The sequence below is a fragment of the Staphylococcus sp. 11262D007BW genome (assembly GCF_053547815.1).
Genome location: NZ_JBPWPJ010000001.1, coordinates 2,062,692 through 2,077,405 on the forward strand (window position 1 = coordinate 2,062,692; position 14,714 = coordinate 2,077,405).

14 protein-coding genes, 2 tRNA genes and 1 pseudogene are annotated in these 14,714 nt (G+C 36.1%); 4 read left to right on the forward strand and 13 right to left on the reverse strand.

The annotated features are described in order from the left end of the window. Positions 1–54 precede the first annotated feature (54 nt). The 10 genes from ACEE93_RS10050 to ACEE93_RS10095 all read right to left on the reverse strand — a co-directional run bounded on the left by ACEE93_RS10050 (position 55) and on the right by ACEE93_RS10095 (position 9,416). Positions 55–786 (reverse strand): Cthe_2314 family HEPN domain-containing protein, encoded by a 732-nt coding sequence (locus ACEE93_RS10050; protein ID WP_449156548.1) that lies wholly within the window; start codon positions 784–786, stop codon positions 55–57. 29 nt (positions 787–815) lie between these two features. Beyond that, the gene (locus tag ACEE93_RS10055) at positions 816–1,250 is read right to left on the reverse strand and encodes a hypothetical protein (RefSeq protein ID WP_449156549.1); all 435 of its coding nucleotides are present in this window, start codon (positions 1,248–1,250) and stop codon (positions 816–818) included. Positions 1,251–1,319: 69 nt separating this feature from the next. Then, a complete protein-coding gene (rlmH, locus tag ACEE93_RS10060) occupies positions 1,320–1,799 on the reverse strand; it encodes a 23S rRNA (pseudouridine(1915)-N(3))-methyltransferase RlmH (protein ID WP_449154459.1) in 480 nt (159 codons plus the stop codon). Between the two features lie 377 nt (positions 1,800–2,176). Then, positions 2,177–2,959, reverse strand: a complete 783-nt coding sequence (locus ACEE93_RS10065) for an MBL fold metallo-hydrolase (RefSeq protein ID WP_449154599.1) — start codon at positions 2,957–2,959, stop codon at positions 2,177–2,179. A gap of 22 nt (positions 2,960–2,981) precedes the next feature. Next, positions 2,982–3,758 carry a two-component system regulatory protein YycI gene (locus ACEE93_RS10070; RefSeq protein WP_449154460.1) on the reverse strand — a complete coding sequence of 259 codons (777 nt, stop codon included), beginning with the start codon at positions 3,756–3,758 and terminating at the stop codon, positions 2,982–2,984. Continuing rightward, the gene (locus ACEE93_RS10075; protein ID WP_449156550.1) at positions 3,755–5,107 is read right to left on the reverse strand and encodes a YycH family regulatory protein; all 1,353 of its coding nucleotides are present in this window, start codon (positions 5,105–5,107) and stop codon (positions 3,755–3,757) included. Before ACEE93_RS10075 ends, ACEE93_RS10070 begins: the two co-directional genes overlap by 4 nt. Then, entirely contained in the window at positions 5,082–6,914 is a 1,833-nt protein-coding gene (gene walK, locus ACEE93_RS10080; RefSeq protein WP_449154462.1) for a cell wall metabolism sensor histidine kinase WalK, read from the reverse strand. Before walK ends, ACEE93_RS10075 begins: the two co-directional genes overlap by 26 nt. 12 nt (positions 6,915–6,926) lie before the next feature. Further along, positions 6,927–7,628 (reverse strand): response regulator YycF, encoded by a 702-nt coding sequence (gene yycF, locus ACEE93_RS10085; protein ID WP_449154463.1) that lies wholly within the window; start codon positions 7,626–7,628, stop codon positions 6,927–6,929. A 157-nt stretch (positions 7,629–7,785) separates the two neighbouring features. Beyond that, positions 7,786–8,325: a 3H domain-containing protein gene (locus tag ACEE93_RS10090; protein WP_449156551.1), complete on the reverse strand. Its 540-nt coding sequence runs from the start codon at positions 8,323–8,325 to the stop codon at positions 7,786–7,788. Further along, positions 8,322–9,416 carry a cysteine desulfurase family protein gene (locus ACEE93_RS10095; RefSeq protein ID WP_449154465.1) on the reverse strand — a complete coding sequence of 365 codons (1,095 nt, stop codon included), beginning with the start codon at positions 9,414–9,416 and terminating at the stop codon, positions 8,322–8,324. The genes ACEE93_RS10090 and ACEE93_RS10095 overlap by 4 nt, the downstream gene beginning before the upstream one ends. 104 nt (positions 9,417–9,520) lie before the next feature. Here ACEE93_RS10095 and ACEE93_RS10100 point away from each other — a divergent pair, with 104 nt between their 5' ends. The 3 genes and pseudogenes from ACEE93_RS10100 (at position 9,521) to nadA (ending at position 12,970) form a co-directional block, all read left to right on the forward strand. Continuing rightward, the gene (locus ACEE93_RS10100) at positions 9,521–11,095 is read left to right on the forward strand and encodes an L-aspartate oxidase (protein ID WP_449154466.1); all 1,575 of its coding nucleotides are present in this window, start codon (positions 9,521–9,523) and stop codon (positions 11,093–11,095) included. Continuing rightward, on the forward strand, positions 11,040–11,873 hold the full coding sequence (gene nadC / locus ACEE93_RS10105; protein WP_449156552.1) for a carboxylating nicotinate-nucleotide diphosphorylase: 834 nt from the start codon (positions 11,040–11,042) through the stop codon (positions 11,871–11,873). The genes ACEE93_RS10100 and nadC overlap by 56 nt, the downstream gene beginning before the upstream one ends. Then, a pseudogene (gene nadA / locus ACEE93_RS10110) lies at positions 11,874–12,970 on the forward strand (quinolinate synthase NadA). 190 nt (positions 12,971–13,160) lie between these two features. Here the strand turns inward: nadA and ACEE93_RS10115 are convergent. The 3 genes from ACEE93_RS10115 to ACEE93_RS10125 all read right to left on the reverse strand — a co-directional run bounded on the left by ACEE93_RS10115 (position 13,161) and on the right by ACEE93_RS10125 (position 13,673). After that, positions 13,161–13,361 carry a hypothetical protein gene (locus ACEE93_RS10115; RefSeq protein WP_449154468.1) on the reverse strand — a complete coding sequence of 67 codons (201 nt, stop codon included), beginning with the start codon at positions 13,359–13,361 and terminating at the stop codon, positions 13,161–13,163. 156 nt (positions 13,362–13,517) lie between these two features. After that, positions 13,518–13,591: transfer RNA gene (locus ACEE93_RS10120), tRNA-Asp, on the reverse strand. Between the two features lie 7 nt (positions 13,592–13,598). Continuing rightward, a tRNA-Glu gene (locus tag ACEE93_RS10125) sits at positions 13,599–13,673 on the reverse strand. A gap of 106 nt (positions 13,674–13,779) precedes the next feature. On the opposite strand from ACEE93_RS10125, the gene ACEE93_RS10130 reads away from it, so the two are divergent. Further along, positions 13,780–14,673, forward strand: coding sequence for a YitT family protein (locus ACEE93_RS10130; RefSeq protein WP_449154469.1), 894 nt, complete (start codon positions 13,780–13,782; stop codon positions 14,671–14,673). The last annotated feature ends 41 nt before the right edge of the window (positions 14,674–14,714 follow it).

Sequence of the window (14,714 nt, forward strand, 5' to 3'; positions counted from 1 at the left end):
TTATATTAAACGCCTTACTAATATTATTTATCTTTAAACAAGAAAAATTAATATTTACTTTCCATTTAAAATTTCTATCGACTGTTCTAAACACTTTAGCATACCATCCATTATTTCCTTAACTTTTTGAGATGTAGTGAAATCACCAATACTAGCAGTAACCATACCGTTTTCATAGTTAGTTATACCTGAAGATATATATTGTGGATGTTGGTTATGAGTAATGTCATGTCTATGCTTAGCTGCATTTTCAAATTCATTGGAATTACGGACTTTATCCAGTGCATAAAATTTCATTAAATCTTTTTCTTTAAGTTTATTTATTGCTTTATGAAAACTTATTTTATTCTTTTTTAATTGTATGTCATAAATATTTACTATAATATGTCCCAGTAACTCAAAAATGCTAAAACCTTGTAAGAAATAATATTCAGAAAAATAATTAAAATTAAATTGTTTAGTGTAGTCTTCTTCTTTAAAATCAGGAAAAAATTCAACTGATTGTTCTTTTGAACCAGGTGACTTATACCAAACTTCATCAGGTATACCTTGATTATAGTAGAACATCGTGTATGTATAATTTCGAATTAGAAGATTCATGCGATTAAATAACATACTTTGCCAATACTCAATTTCTTGACTTTTTGTTAAATCAAAAAATGAATCAGTTTTATCAAAATCAAAGAATAAATTTTCTAATACAGAATAATTAAACGGGAGCTGATCATGCAAATCATTCATGTTTGCAGATTCAATATGTTGTAGCGGGTGAATTATTATTGTCATTATAGCAAAACTCCTTTTGTATAATACTACTATTTATCAGTTAATTTTTCACACCAATATATTAAAAATGTAGAAGCTAATAAACTCATATATTCAAACTTTTGCCATAAAAAAGCATTTTGCATTATGTCTGATAGGTATATATCTTTATATAAAATAAATCCTCCTATAAAAAATGTTACAAATATAACAACAGACTTCACTTTCTTTATATAATCATTCTTATTTTTTCCCATCAATTTTTTATAATAGTGCAAGTAAATAAAGGTAACAAGACCAGACAATAAAAATGCCAAGCTGTATCGTAAAAGTAAACCTAATTGTCCAATTCCAATATGAAATAATCCAAAAAAATCTTCACTAAAACCTGTATATCCTGCTACCTGAAAAAGTATAAAAACAACAAATATAACTGCAAAAAGCCATGGTTTTAAAAATAGAACTACTTTTTTAAATTTAATCAATTTGGTTACTCCTTCGAATATTCAAAAAATTTATAATAAATATTATCGTTCAACACCTATTTTTTAGTTTTATTTGTGATACGCTTCTCCTCTATTAATTTTAAATGCACGATAGATTTGTTCTAATAACACCACGCGCATCATTTGATGTGGAAACGTCATCTTACTGAAGGATAACGCAAGATTGCTGCGTTTTAGGACGTCTTCATGCAATCCATTTGAACCACCAATGATAAATGTAAAATCACTAGTGCCTTGAACCATACGTTGATCAAGTTCTTTCGCCAAACCTTCTGAAGACAGCATTTTACCTTGTATTTCTAAAGTAATGACTGTGGATTGTGGTTTGATTTTTGCGAGGATGCGTTCGCCTTCTTTAGCCTTAACTTGTTCAACTTCTTTCTCACTCATATTTTCTGGTGCTTTTTCGTCTGCTACTTCCACAATGTCTATTTTCGTATAAGCACCTAAACGTTTTTCATATTCTGCAATGGCTTGTTTCCAGTATTTCTCTTTTAATTTTCCGACTGCAATGACTGTTATTTTCATTTAAACCTCCATAGTGTGTATAAACTGCTACTTATCCACAAGTTATTCACTTATACACAGATATATCCCCATTTATTATGAATATACATTTTCAAAATAATGACTTATACACGGTTTAACACAAAAATATGTGAATAAGTCTGTTGATATGTGGATAACTCTGTGTGTAATATCGTTATTAACATGTGGATTGTGAGCAAACGTTAATTTTTGTGCACATAAATGGGGATAACTTTTGCCGATTTTGCACTTTTATACATCCCATTTTATCATAATCTATTATTACCGGGCGTCAGAATTGTCAGTTATGTATATATTTTACTGTTGAAATAAAAAAATAGGACAAAGGCGCATGTGCACCTTCATCCTACTTCTTTTTATAATGTATAAATGGGTGTTGCTTGTGCTTTATCTGTATCGCACAGCTTCACTTCATTCACTGGATCGATATCATGTTCTTGTAATACTTGGCCGACACTCATGCGTGCGAGCTCTTTCATATTATTATCTTGAGATAAATGTGATAAATAAATACGTTTCGTATGACCCGTGATGACGTCTGCCATCGCATGAGCTGCATCTTCATTAGACACATGGCCCATATCGCTTAAAATACGTTGCTTTGTTTTCCATGGATAACGACACATACGTAACATATCCACATCGTGATTGCTTTCAAAAACAAAGGCATCGCTACCATGAATCATACCTTTCATACGATCTGATACATAACCCGTATCCGTAATCATCGTCAATTTTTTATAATCATTGTGAAAGATATAAAACTGTGGATCTATCGCATCATGTGACACATTAAACGACTCTATATCAAAGCCTGCGATTGATTTTGTCTCATATGGATTGAAAATGAATTTCTGATCCATTGGAATTTTGGAATCCTTCTTCTCAATACATGACCATGTCTTTTCGTTCGCATAAATAGGAAGGTTATATTTTCGAGCGAGTACACCTAATCCTTTAATATGGTCGATATGTTCATGTGTGACGAGGATACCGTTTAAATCTGAAATTTTTCGGTCGATTTGATCGAAAAGTGTTTCCATCTTTTTACCTGTGAGTCCAACATCGACGAGTAAGCTACCATTTTCGTTTTCAACATAGGTTGCATTACCAGTACTGCCACTTGCGAGTACACTCATTCGTATCAAGAGACCACCCTTTCTAAGATTCTATAATTTGTGGGTTCGATGACACTGCTTCAACGTAATACGTTTTCGTGTCATCACCATCTTTAACTTTAACTTCCCAGTTTGCTTGGAGCACTTGCACGTTCGTTTCTTTAACGACTGTGTAATAACCCAAACGCAAACTTGTTACTTCATCATTTGCCTGTAAGTATTGATTATAATATAAAGCTTCAATCGCATCACGTGCCGAAATGACATCTTTTGGCTGGTTATTCGCCCCTTTAGACGGTCGGATGTCTTCCATTGCAGACTGTGTATAGCTTTTAGCTTGATCATCTTCTATATCAAACTTTAACTCTGCGCGATTATTGTTCATAATTGGAAAACCTTTATACGTTTGTTCATAACGAATTTGGTTACCGTCTGTTTCATGATATTGATAAGACGTTCCTTTATACACATTATCATCAATATAAGGTTTCAGTTCCGTAATAGGATCTTGTCGAACATTAACGGACTGTTCAATGTTTTTCGTTAAAATTTGACCACTTTCGTTACGTGTCGCATCTTCCTCATTGGCCTCTTCTTCAAAGGATTTTGAGCGCGCTGTAATGAGTTGCATTTGGATGCCGTCCGTAGTGGGAATATTTTTCGGTAATTTGATATTTTCTTGTTCAAAATTAACCGCATTATCATTTTCAGCGTCATCTACTTTAGATTTATTTATTTTATCAATATATACAAATACTAAGCAAATGTTGACGAGGAGAAAGACGATGATAAATAACGTAATTGCACGTTTCCAGTTCATGTTTCATTCAACTCCCCGTCATCATATTCATACCAATTGCCGTCATATTTTATAAACCATGTTGGTATAAACTGGCTACTGTTTTGTACATCTTCAGCACTTTCCGGACTGGATTCTGTGTCCATATGATAACCAACAATCATTTGTTCTACACTTGAGAAATCGATGGCACTATTACTTGCTAACTTAGTGCGTACAGTATCTGCATCTTCCATATCTTTTGGTTTTTCACCGTTATCCACAGACACATTTGTTTTTAATAATCCGCGACTATATTCAAAAATGCCACGCTCTCCCCAAATCATTCTTATTTGATTCAGTTGATTTGGATAAAAAATCGGGCGCCCATCTTGGAACATTTGGTAAGTAATCTCCCCATTTTGATCATTTACATCAAATAAACGAAAATCATCCGTAAACCCACCATGTTTATTAATATAATCGATTGTTCTTGGGATACTTACCGTCATATCACGTGTACGCATATCATCTTCTGATAAGTTTGTATAAGCATACGTTTGCTTTTCACTGTCGTAATTGACCACACCGGTATTATTGTTATAAGTCATATTACCACGATTACCCGTTCTAACAATCGGTGTATTATCAAATAAAATAGCATTTAAATCTTCGACGTTAATTTGATTAAAAATCGTACGATAAGAGCGCATTTCTTTCGGTTCTTTTTGGACATACATAAAGGTTGCTTTATTAATTGTGGTACGATCTGTGCTGATATTTGAGTATGCCTCCATTTGATTATCCATCTGTTTGAGTGAGGATTGAACCTTATCAGCCGTTAAAGAAGTGGTCAATTTAATCGCGCGTTGTCGATCATGTTGTAACGCATACACTTTTACATTCTTACCATCATGTAAATCCAATACAAGGCGGTCGAATTGAAATTGTTCTGGCACTTTAGCTGATAAATCAAACGCATCACTCAAATAAACAGACAGCGGGATGTCTGTAGGGTAGTCTAAAACGACGATATCGTCACTTATATCTTGCAGTAATACCGCTTCTTCATTTTGAATATCTTCCACTTTTTGAATACGATCATCCCTCAATAGTTCGAGTAATTGTTGTACTTGATCTGTCGCGGGAGATCCTTCTACATCAGAACCACTAATATGAACTAATTGCAGTGGCGTAATCGTTTCGTCAATAGGATGATTATTTTGTGTCCCGATGGTCGTAGTAGAACGACTCTGCTGCGTATTATCCGCATCCGTTAAATCTGGCGAAAAATTCCATATCATCACCGTCAGTATAATACTCGACAATACGAGACACGCGAGAATGATGGATTTAATAATGTCTTTAGTCCTCATCCCAATCACCTTCATCAATGACTTCACATGGCAATGTAATGTAGACTGACGTGCCTTGGCCTTCTACACTATTTGCCCAAATACGACCATTATGCGCTTCCACAATTTCTTTTGAAATCGCAAGTCCTAGACCTGTACCGCCCATTTTACGTGTACGTGCTTTATCCACACGGAAGAAACGATCAAAGATTTTGTCGACTTTATTAATTGGGATACCAATCCCATTATCTTTAATACGAATCGTCATGCGGTTATGCACTGTATTCTGTTTCACGTGGAACTCCACTTGTTTGTCCCCTCTTGAGTACTTAATCGCATTCGTAATGACATTATCAAACACTTGTGTCATTTTATCAGGATCAATCTCTGTGAAAATAGATTGTTGTGGAATATCACGTACGAATGTCGTATCTTTTGTAGCCATTTCATGTCGATTAATGATTTTATGAATAAACATATTAAAATCGACAATCTCTTTCGTAATTTGTTCTGATTCATTATCCATTTTAGATAGATGTAATAAATCATTAACTAGGCGAATCATACGTTCTGTCTCTTCTCGTGTGACAGATAAAAATTGTGGTGCTATAGATTCATCACGCCAAGCTCCTTCTTCCAGAGCTTCGATGTAACTATTCATAGACGTTAATGGCGTCCGTAACTCATGTGATACATTTGCGACGAATTCTCTACGTTCTCGTTCGATTTGTTGTTGTTCTGTAACGTCATGTAACACAGCAATATACCCTGTTACAAAACCTGTATTTTGTACAATCGTACTAAAGTTAACACGCGCAATGATGCCCTCTTCTTCATTAATATCGAGTAAGAAGCTATCATTATTTTCGTTGAGCTCTTCAAGCGTAAATTCTTCATGCATATCGACAATTTCAAAAATGTGTTGACCGATAACGTCTTCTTTCGCTCGACCTAGCATTTTTAAAGCCATGTCGTTAATAATACGCACTCGACCACGTCGGTCAGTCGCTATAACGCCATCACTCATATGGGTGATCACAGAGTCTAATCGACGTTTTTCACTTTCTGTATTCGCTTGCGCCTCTTGAACACGTTTGGATAAATTGTTGAATGCTAGCGCAAGTTCACCAATTTCGTCATTACCGTAAATTTTAACACGTTGATTATAGTTCCCTTTTGACATCTCTACTGTTTGATTACGCATATCTGTAATCGGTTTGGTAATTGTTCGAGCGATGAAGAAACCGAGAATAACAGTAATAAATAAAGAAATGGCTGTACCTACGATGAAGATTTGGTTAATATCATTTAATTGATCGTAAACTTGATTAATATCGGATTCAATATAAATATTCCCAATGAGCCCTTCATTCGTTGACACTGGCATATTTTTAATCCACACACGTTGTTTACCATTACCATAATCTTTTAGTACGGTATCCGAATTTTCTTGTTGAAGCGATAATGCTTTTTGAATTGAACTTTCATTTGCTTTTTGATTAATAAGGTGGCGATTGGATTGTTTTGATGTGGCTAAAATGATTTGATCTGCATCGATAAAACGAATTTCTATCATTTCGTTACGATTGGCATATTCATTTAATAAATTTTGCACATCTTTCGTCGCATTAACCGAATCATTATCTTCTAAATAAATTTTTTCGATACCGAGTTCAATTTGTTTAGCATTTTGAGAAATGTTCGTTTTGAACGTATTTGTCATTTCTTTTTCGAGGCTGTTTGTAAAATACAAACCAATGATTTGCATGCCAATAATAATGAGCAGCACATAAACGATGACAAGTTTCGTGTGTAATGATTGAAACTGTTTTAACCACTTCATGTCATACTACCTCTAATCATGCTGTTGAAGAAAGTAACCCACACCACGGCGAGTAACAATATAATCCGGATGTGATGGATCGTCTTCTATTTTTTCGCGTAAACGACGAATCGTCACATCAACTGTTCGAACGTCTCCAAAATAATCATAGCCCCAAACAGTTTGTAACAAATGTTCACGTGTCATCACTTGACCCATATGACGTGATAAATAATGGAATAACTCAAACTCACGATGTGTTAAGTCGATATCCTCACCACGTTTTTTAATTGAATACGCATCTGGATAGATCACAATATCCTTAATTTTAATCTCATTGGATTCTGTGGATTGTTCTTGTACCGGTTGTGCATAATGACGACGTAAGTTAGCTTTCACACGTGCAATCAGCTCACGTGTACTAAACGGCTTAGTCACATAATCGTCTGCACCTAACTCAAGGCCCAATACTTTATCAATCTCAGAATCTTTAGCAGTTAACATAATAATCGGCATGTCGTATTTTTTACGCACCTCTCGGCAGACTTCCATACCGTCTTGGCCTGGTAACATAATATCTAATAATACGATGTCTGGTTCTTTTTCATAAATTAATTCCACCGCATCGTTACCATCATAGGCTACAAACACTTCGTAGCCTTCTTTTTTCAAATTAAATTCTAATATATCTGCAATTGGTTTTTCATCATCAACTACAACAATTTTTCTTGCCATTGATTATGACCTCATTTCTAAAAATACAAATTACGTTGCCAAATTGGCATATTCCTATACCCTATAATGTATCATTAAATTTGAAGAAATTCTATCATTTAACTATTACACTATAAAAGTATATATACATAACTTTTAAGGTTAAAAATAAATTATTTTAACGGCTTTTTGAGTCTTCGATATCGACTAAAAATCCTTGTGCTTCAAGGTCTTTTACTGCATTATCTAATATCTTTTCTGAATCTGCTGAGATTGTATGTAAATGAATCATATCCGTTAATTTTGCGAGCATTGTGCCTTGATATTTAGTCATATTTTCAACAAACGTATGAACATGTGCCATCGTCTCAATCATCAACTCCGCACGCAAGGTTCCATAGACAGGATGTTCTATCGACACATCATCAATCATTGCGCCATTTTCAATGATGAGTGTTAACTCCGCTTCAATCTCATCTCTTTCATGTTGGCACATAATAACCCGTTTATAAGGTTTTCCTTGAGGTTTAATATTCATATAATAGCCTTTACTCGAGGACAAAATATCATAATTTTGCGTTTTTAAATAAGAAATATCTTTGACAATCACTTGCCTCGATACTCCAAATTGTTCGCTAAGTTCATATCCTTTGATCGGTTGCTCTGTCGTTTCAAGACGTTCAACAATTTTCATTCTACGTGTATCGGCTGAGTTCATTGGTTTCCTCCTTCCTTTAAGACTGTTGCGAGCGTATCAAAGCAACGGTCAATCTCTTCAATTGTCGTCAATGCAGAAAAAGATAGTCGCATATATTGGTAAACTTCTCCATTTAACGACTCAATTTTTTGTTTAGCACCATCACTCACTAGTATACCATGACCACAGGCTGTCCCTGTAGAGATACAAATATTACGATTTGATAATGTTTGCATTAAATACTGTCCCTCATATTTAGGTGTGAGTAGACCAAGAATATGAGGTGCTTGATGATCATAAAGTAAAAGATCAAAATCTAAAGCTTTAGCCCGACGTACTGCATGTTGATGACACTCCTGCAACTCTGTATGTGGCGGTGTGGCTGTTAGGGCTTGCACACTTGCAAGAATCCCTGGTACATCAAGCGTGCCATTTCTAACGCCTTCTTCATGAAAATAATGGTCATTATACGGATGAACCCATGCATAATCGACAAATAACATCCCCGTCCCTTTTACACCATGAAATTTATGTCCAGCACAACTGTAAGAAGTACATCCTTCGATGGTGTAGTGAGGCATTTTATGCACCGCTTGTACCCCGTCAACATGTAAAGGCACTTCCCAATTCTTCGCAATACGCCCAATCGCTTGAATCGGTAAAATGTAGCCCGTTTCAGAATTAACATGTTGCATGATAATTAGCACGACGTCTGTTGTCATTGCTGCCTCAAACTGCGTCACATCAATCTCTCCATTTACTGTTAATGGCAAACGTTTAATATCAAACTGCGCTTTATATGGATCTAACGCAGCATGGATGGAAGGATGTTCATATGGTGACACCCATACTGTCCCAGATGTAAAGTGACTTAAATACAAATTAATCGCTATCGCATTCGCATGAGACCCACTGGTACTAAATAACACTTCTTTATTCGTTTGAAAATAGCGTTGAAGGTATGAACGTGAATGATCTAAGGCAGCTCTCACTTGTTCGCCGCCAATATGTAAACTTTCGCTATTAAAAAATAACTGTTGCTGTGCTTGTTGATAAACCTCTAATACTGCCTTTGTAGGCTGTGTTGTCGCTGCATTATCTAAATAAATCATATTCCTCTTATCCCCTTGCTTTTACTAAATATATGTGTCAAAATCATTGTGTATTATTAATGTTAACACAATTGTAAAAATTAATGTAAATAGAGGTGTAAACAATGCATGTCATTGTTATTGGAAGTGGTATTGCTGCTTTATCGCTCATTAGACAACTTGATTCAGACATTCAAATCACATGTATTACGCATAATCAACATCATCAAAATAATAGTTACGCTGCTCAGGGTGGCATTTGCTTTTCTAAATATGAGCGAGATGGCGGCCAGAGTCATATCAAGGATACCTATCAAGCAGGTGCAAAAATGGGCGATTATTCTATCATTGAAAGATTGATTACACGTAGCCACGCGGTCATTCAAGAACTGATTGATGAAGGGGCACCATTTGATCGAACATCCACTGGCGCGTTGTCATATGGTGTAGAAGGAGCCCATAGTCAAGCAAGGATTCTGCATGCAGGTGGCGATCAAACAGGACAGCTGATTTCTAAACATTTAGCACAACATCTTAATCAACGTAACGTCACTTCACTTGAAAATATGGAAGTATTTGACCTGTTAAAAAATTATCAACATGAAGTGACGGGGGTCCGTCTCGTTGATCAACAAGGTGCTACACACCTTATTGAAGCGGATGCTGTGGTATGTGACACAGGAGGTATTAGCAATTTATTTAATCCTAGTTCAAACCAAGCACCTTCACTATCTACTGGTGCACTCCTTGCCTTTCATCATGGTGTACCGCTTCATAATATGGAGATGATTCAATTTCATCCCACTCTACTTGGCACACCTAAGCAGGCAAGTAGCTTAATATCAGAAGCCGTCCGTGGGGCTGGGGCAGTCTTAATTAATGAACAACATGAAGCATTTATGGATACGATTCACCCTCTAAAAAGCTTAGCACCAAGGGATATTACAAGTCGCGCTATTTTTCATCAACAACAATTAGGTCATCAATGTTATTTAGACATCCGTCCGATTGAACATTTTAAACAGCGCTTCCCTACCATTACAAAGGCGATTAACCATTATGATTCTAACTTATTACATACACACTATATTCCGGTAACACCTGGTGCGCACTACACTATCGGCGGGATTGAAGCAAGTATCAACGGACAAACACGATTATCGCGCTTTTTGGCTATTGGAGAAGCGGCTTGTACACACTTTCATGGGGCTAACCGTTTAGCGAGTAACTCCTTACTTGAAGGATTGGTGATGGGCGTAGAATGTGCCAACTATATTCAAAATCACTTAACACCTTTAACTCAACCTTCATCGACTGAACAACTTGCTATTCCACAAGTAGGCACAGATATCGCTCAAGCTTTACAACAACAAAGCTTTGATGTGTTAGGTGTTGAAAGAGATGGACAACAGATGACGCGTTACCTTGAGCAATTGACTCAAGTTTTAACCACAGCGCAAGTAACCACTCATATCACATCACAAGCTTGGCAAAATTATAGTACGGTCAAACTCTTACAAATTGTAGCCACAGCCGCTTTAGAACGCCCTGAATCATGTGGTGTTCATTTTCGTAAAGATGCACCGACACCAACACAACAGGGGCATGCAACAATTACAGAAATAACTAACGGAGGGGATAATCATGTTAAATCGCTTACTCGTCAAAGAGAAACTTCAACAATTTTACATAGAAGATAATCAACAAGGCGACCTTGCTACAAGTATTTTTGATCATTCACAGCAAGGGACACTCACCTTATTATCAAAAGACAATGGTATTTTTTGCGGTACAACAGTAATTGAAAAAGGGTTTCGTTTATTAGATGCTACGATGTCGATTTCAATGCAGGTGAAAGAAGGAGAGAGTGTGCAGCCAGGTACCGTTATTGGGACGGTCACAGGTCCCGTTTATGTATTATTAACAATGGAACGCATCGTCTTAAACTTGATTCAACGTATGTCCGGTATCGCTAGTACTACCCATCGTTTAACGTCGATGATTCAAGACACTCACACCCATCTCGTAGACACTCGTAAAACGACACCTGGGCTTGCGTTATTTGAAAAATATGCGGTAAGAGTCGGTGGAGGTCGTAACCATCGTCGCTCGCTTAATGATGGGCTGATGCTTAAAGACAATCACATCGCTTACAGTCAATCTATGAAAGCAGCCATTGATAACGCACGAGCGCTATTAGGGCCTATGGATAAACTGGAAGTTGAAATTGAAAACGAAGAGATATTGAAAGTAGCCATTGAAAAACAAGTCGATCTTATTATGTTCGATAATCAAACGCCAGAGTGGATTCAAGACCACATTCATCTTGTACCAGAACATATTCAAACTGAAGCATCCGGTAATATTACTGAAGCCACAATAGAAGCATATGCTAAGACAGGCGTCGATTTTATTTCTATGGGAGCTCTATTTTATAGACAACAAGCTCTCGATATTTCTGCAAAGGTTGTGATTTAAATGTTTAACCCAATACAAACGACAATTCAATCCATTCCGGAACGTTATCTTAATATGTCGACAGAAGCACTAGAGGCACATATTCAAAATATTAAAGACGAACTAGGCGAACGTCTATTTATGCCAACACATCACTATCAAAAAGATGAAGTTGTTCAATTTGCAGATATTACTGGAGATTCATTAGAACTTGCAAGATTATGTAAAGAAAATCGTGAAGCGGACTATTTTGTATTTAACGGGGTTCACTTTATGGCAGAAACTGCAGATATTTTAACAGATGACCATCAATCCATTTACTTACCAGATTTAACAGCAGGATGTTCTATGGCAGATATGGCTAACATCAACCAAGTGTTGCACTGTCACGAGGTGCTTACTGAATCTTATCAATTTGATGTGCTTCCATTAACGTATGTCAATTCAACGGCCGCTATTAAAAAATATGTTGGCCAGCATGATGGCACTTGTTTAACGAGTGGTAATGCCACTGCAGTCGTTCAATGGGCACTAGATCAGCACAAAACTATATTATTCTTACCCGACCAACATTTAGGACGGAATACAGCTTACAAATTAGGTGTACCTCTTGAACAAATGGCCGTGTGGGATCCGATTCATAAACGCTTGGAATATGACGGAGACTTGGCGGATTTACGTATCATCTTATGGAAAGGCCATTGTTCTGTTCACGAAAAATTTCATAAAGTTCATATCGATCAAGCACGACAACACAATTCTGATGTAAACATTATCGTACACCCTGAATGTCCTTTTGAAGTCGTTCAAACAGCCGACTATGCTGGTTCAACGCGTTATATTATTGATACCATTCAAAATGCGCCAAAAGGTTCAAAGTGGCGTATTGGTACGGAAATGAATTTAGTCAATCGACTAAAACACACGTACACGGATATTGAAATTGAATCCTTAAACCCTTTAATGTGTTCTTGTTTAACCATGAATCGAATTGACTTACCTCATTTAGCATGGTGTCTAGATAAAATATTAGAGGGTCAACATGATAATATCATTCAGATGAAGAAACGACATACTACGCCAAACAAAGCTTAGAGCGTATGCTAAGCATTGTATAACTTAGAAAATACAAAGCACGCCTTAATCGAACTTATGTCATCTCATAGGTTCGATTTTTTAATACCAAAAAGACAACTACGTTTTTTGAGGATATCTCTTTGACACTTTGGTGGGTTCGACGCATCGTTAGTCTTATATGTGCCATTATACTCACATTCGTTATCACTTCGACAGACTCATTCAGGCTCTTTAATAGACACTAAACCATCCTACTATTAAACCAAGTATCGTAAATAAACAAAAAGAGATAATAAGATGTTTTTTATCATTTTTAAGCGCTCTAGCACTTTTGCCAGTTTTTTTCTGAAAGTATTTACCATCCAACCATTTCACAAATGTATCGATTAGTCCAAAAACAATGCCAATCACTATAACGAATATGATTTTCATATTTTTCTCTCCATTCATTGATTTACAACTCATACTATAAGAAATAGAAGCGAGAAGCGATTGATTTTAGGTGAGGTTCAGAAAACAATACAATATACAAAAAAAGAGTGAAAATCACTAATACTAGTGACTTTCACTCTTTTAACATTTACGTAGCGGTCCCGACGGGAATCGAACCCGCGATCTCCTGCGTGACAGGCAGGCGTGTTAAACCGCTCCACTACGGGACCTTAATAATGGTGACTCCTACGGGACTCGAACCCGTGTTACCGCCGTGAAAGGGCGGTGTCTTAACCGCTTGACCAAGGAGCCTTTCTCAAACACAAGATTGATTATAGCATCATCCAACCTTGTTGACAAGATTTTTTCCATATTTTTTTGTATAATTTTTTATAGGAAGTTTAACGGAGGACAACTTATGGCGCAACAACCAGAAATAGACCATCCCTATAAGCCGAAAAAACCGCGTAAAGCGCAACAATTTTTCTCACGTTTCTTTTTTCTAACATTAGGTGCTTTATTAATGGCCACGGCTTTAGAACTATTTCTAGTACCTAACCAACTACTTGATGGTGGTATTGTTGGTATTTCGATTATACTCTCACATTTAATAGGTTGGAAATTAGGGATATTCATTTTTATTCTAAATTTACCATTCTTCTTTTTAGGATATAAACAAATTGGTAAAACATTTGCGATATCGACACTCTATGCCATTATTGTGTTATCTATTGGTACCGCATTATTACATCCTATTCCACCAGTGATTGAAGATAAATTTTTAGTGACGATTTTTGGAGGTGCCATTCTAGGGATTGGTGTAGGAATTGTCTTACGCTATGGAGGCTCTCTGGATGGTACAGAGATATTATCTATTTTAATGCAATCTCGTGTCCCATTTTCAGTGGGTGAAATTGTGATGATTATTAATTTCTTTATTTTTACTGTAGCTGGGTTCATATTTACATGGGAAAGTGCTTTATTTAGTGTCGTTTCTTATTTTATAGCTTCAAAAATGATTGATACCGTTTTATTAGGATTTGATGAATCGAAATCGATATGGGTAATTAGTGATCATTATAAAGAAATAGGTGAAGCAATTAATTCTCGATTAGGACGTGGTGTCACGTACTTACATGGTGAAGGTGCCTATACGGGTGAAGATAAACGCGTTATCTTTTGTGTCATTACACGTCTAGAAGAAGCTAAATTAAAAGATATCGTAAAACATATTGATTCTAGTGCATTTCTTTCAATCGGTAATGTTTCAGAAGTTCGTGGCGGTAATCATAAAAAACGAGACATTCATTAAAATAGCTTAAGATGAGGCCACTCAAGGACAAAAAAAGTAGC

Excerpts from the sequence above, each read along its gene's own strand:
- ACEE93_RS10130 (WP_449154469.1), top strand. The coding sequence starts at position 13,780 with ATGGCGCAACAACCAGAAATAGACCATCCCTATAAGCCGAAAAAACCG.
- ACEE93_RS10090 (WP_449156551.1), bottom strand. The coding sequence starts at position 8,325 with ATGAACTCAGCCGATACACGTAGAATGAAAATTGTTGAACGTCTTGAA.
- ACEE93_RS10065 (WP_449154599.1), bottom strand. The coding sequence starts at position 2,959 with ATGAGTGTACTCGCAAGTGGCAGTACTGGTAATGCAACCTATGTTGAA.
- ACEE93_RS10095 (WP_449154465.1), bottom strand. The coding sequence starts at position 9,416 with ATGATTTATTTAGATAATGCAGCGACAACACAGCCTACAAAGGCAGTA.
- rlmH (WP_449154459.1), bottom strand. The coding sequence starts at position 1,799 with ATGAAAATAACAGTCATTGCAGTCGGAAAATTAAAAGAGAAATACTGG.
- yycF (WP_449154463.1), bottom strand. The coding sequence starts at position 7,628 with ATGGCAAGAAAAATTGTTGTAGTTGATGATGAAAAACCAATTGCAGAT.
- ACEE93_RS10100 (WP_449154466.1), top strand. The coding sequence starts at position 9,521 with ATGCATGTCATTGTTATTGGAAGTGGTATTGCTGCTTTATCGCTCATT.
- ACEE93_RS10070 (WP_449154460.1), bottom strand. The coding sequence starts at position 3,758 with ATGAACTGGAAACGTGCAATTACGTTATTTATCATCGTCTTTCTCCTC.
- ACEE93_RS10050 (WP_449156548.1), bottom strand. The coding sequence starts at position 786 with ATGACAATAATAATTCACCCGCTACAACATATTGAATCTGCAAACATG.
- walK (WP_449154462.1), bottom strand. The coding sequence starts at position 6,914 with ATGAAGTGGTTAAAACAGTTTCAATCATTACACACGAAACTTGTCATC.
- ACEE93_RS10115 (WP_449154468.1), bottom strand. The coding sequence starts at position 13,361 with ATGAAAATCATATTCGTTATAGTGATTGGCATTGTTTTTGGACTAATC.
- ACEE93_RS10075 (WP_449156550.1), bottom strand. The coding sequence starts at position 5,107 with ATGAAGGTGATTGGGATGAGGACTAAAGACATTATTAAATCCATCATT.
- nadC (WP_449156552.1), top strand. The coding sequence starts at position 11,040 with ATGTTAAATCGCTTACTCGTCAAAGAGAAACTTCAACAATTTTACATA.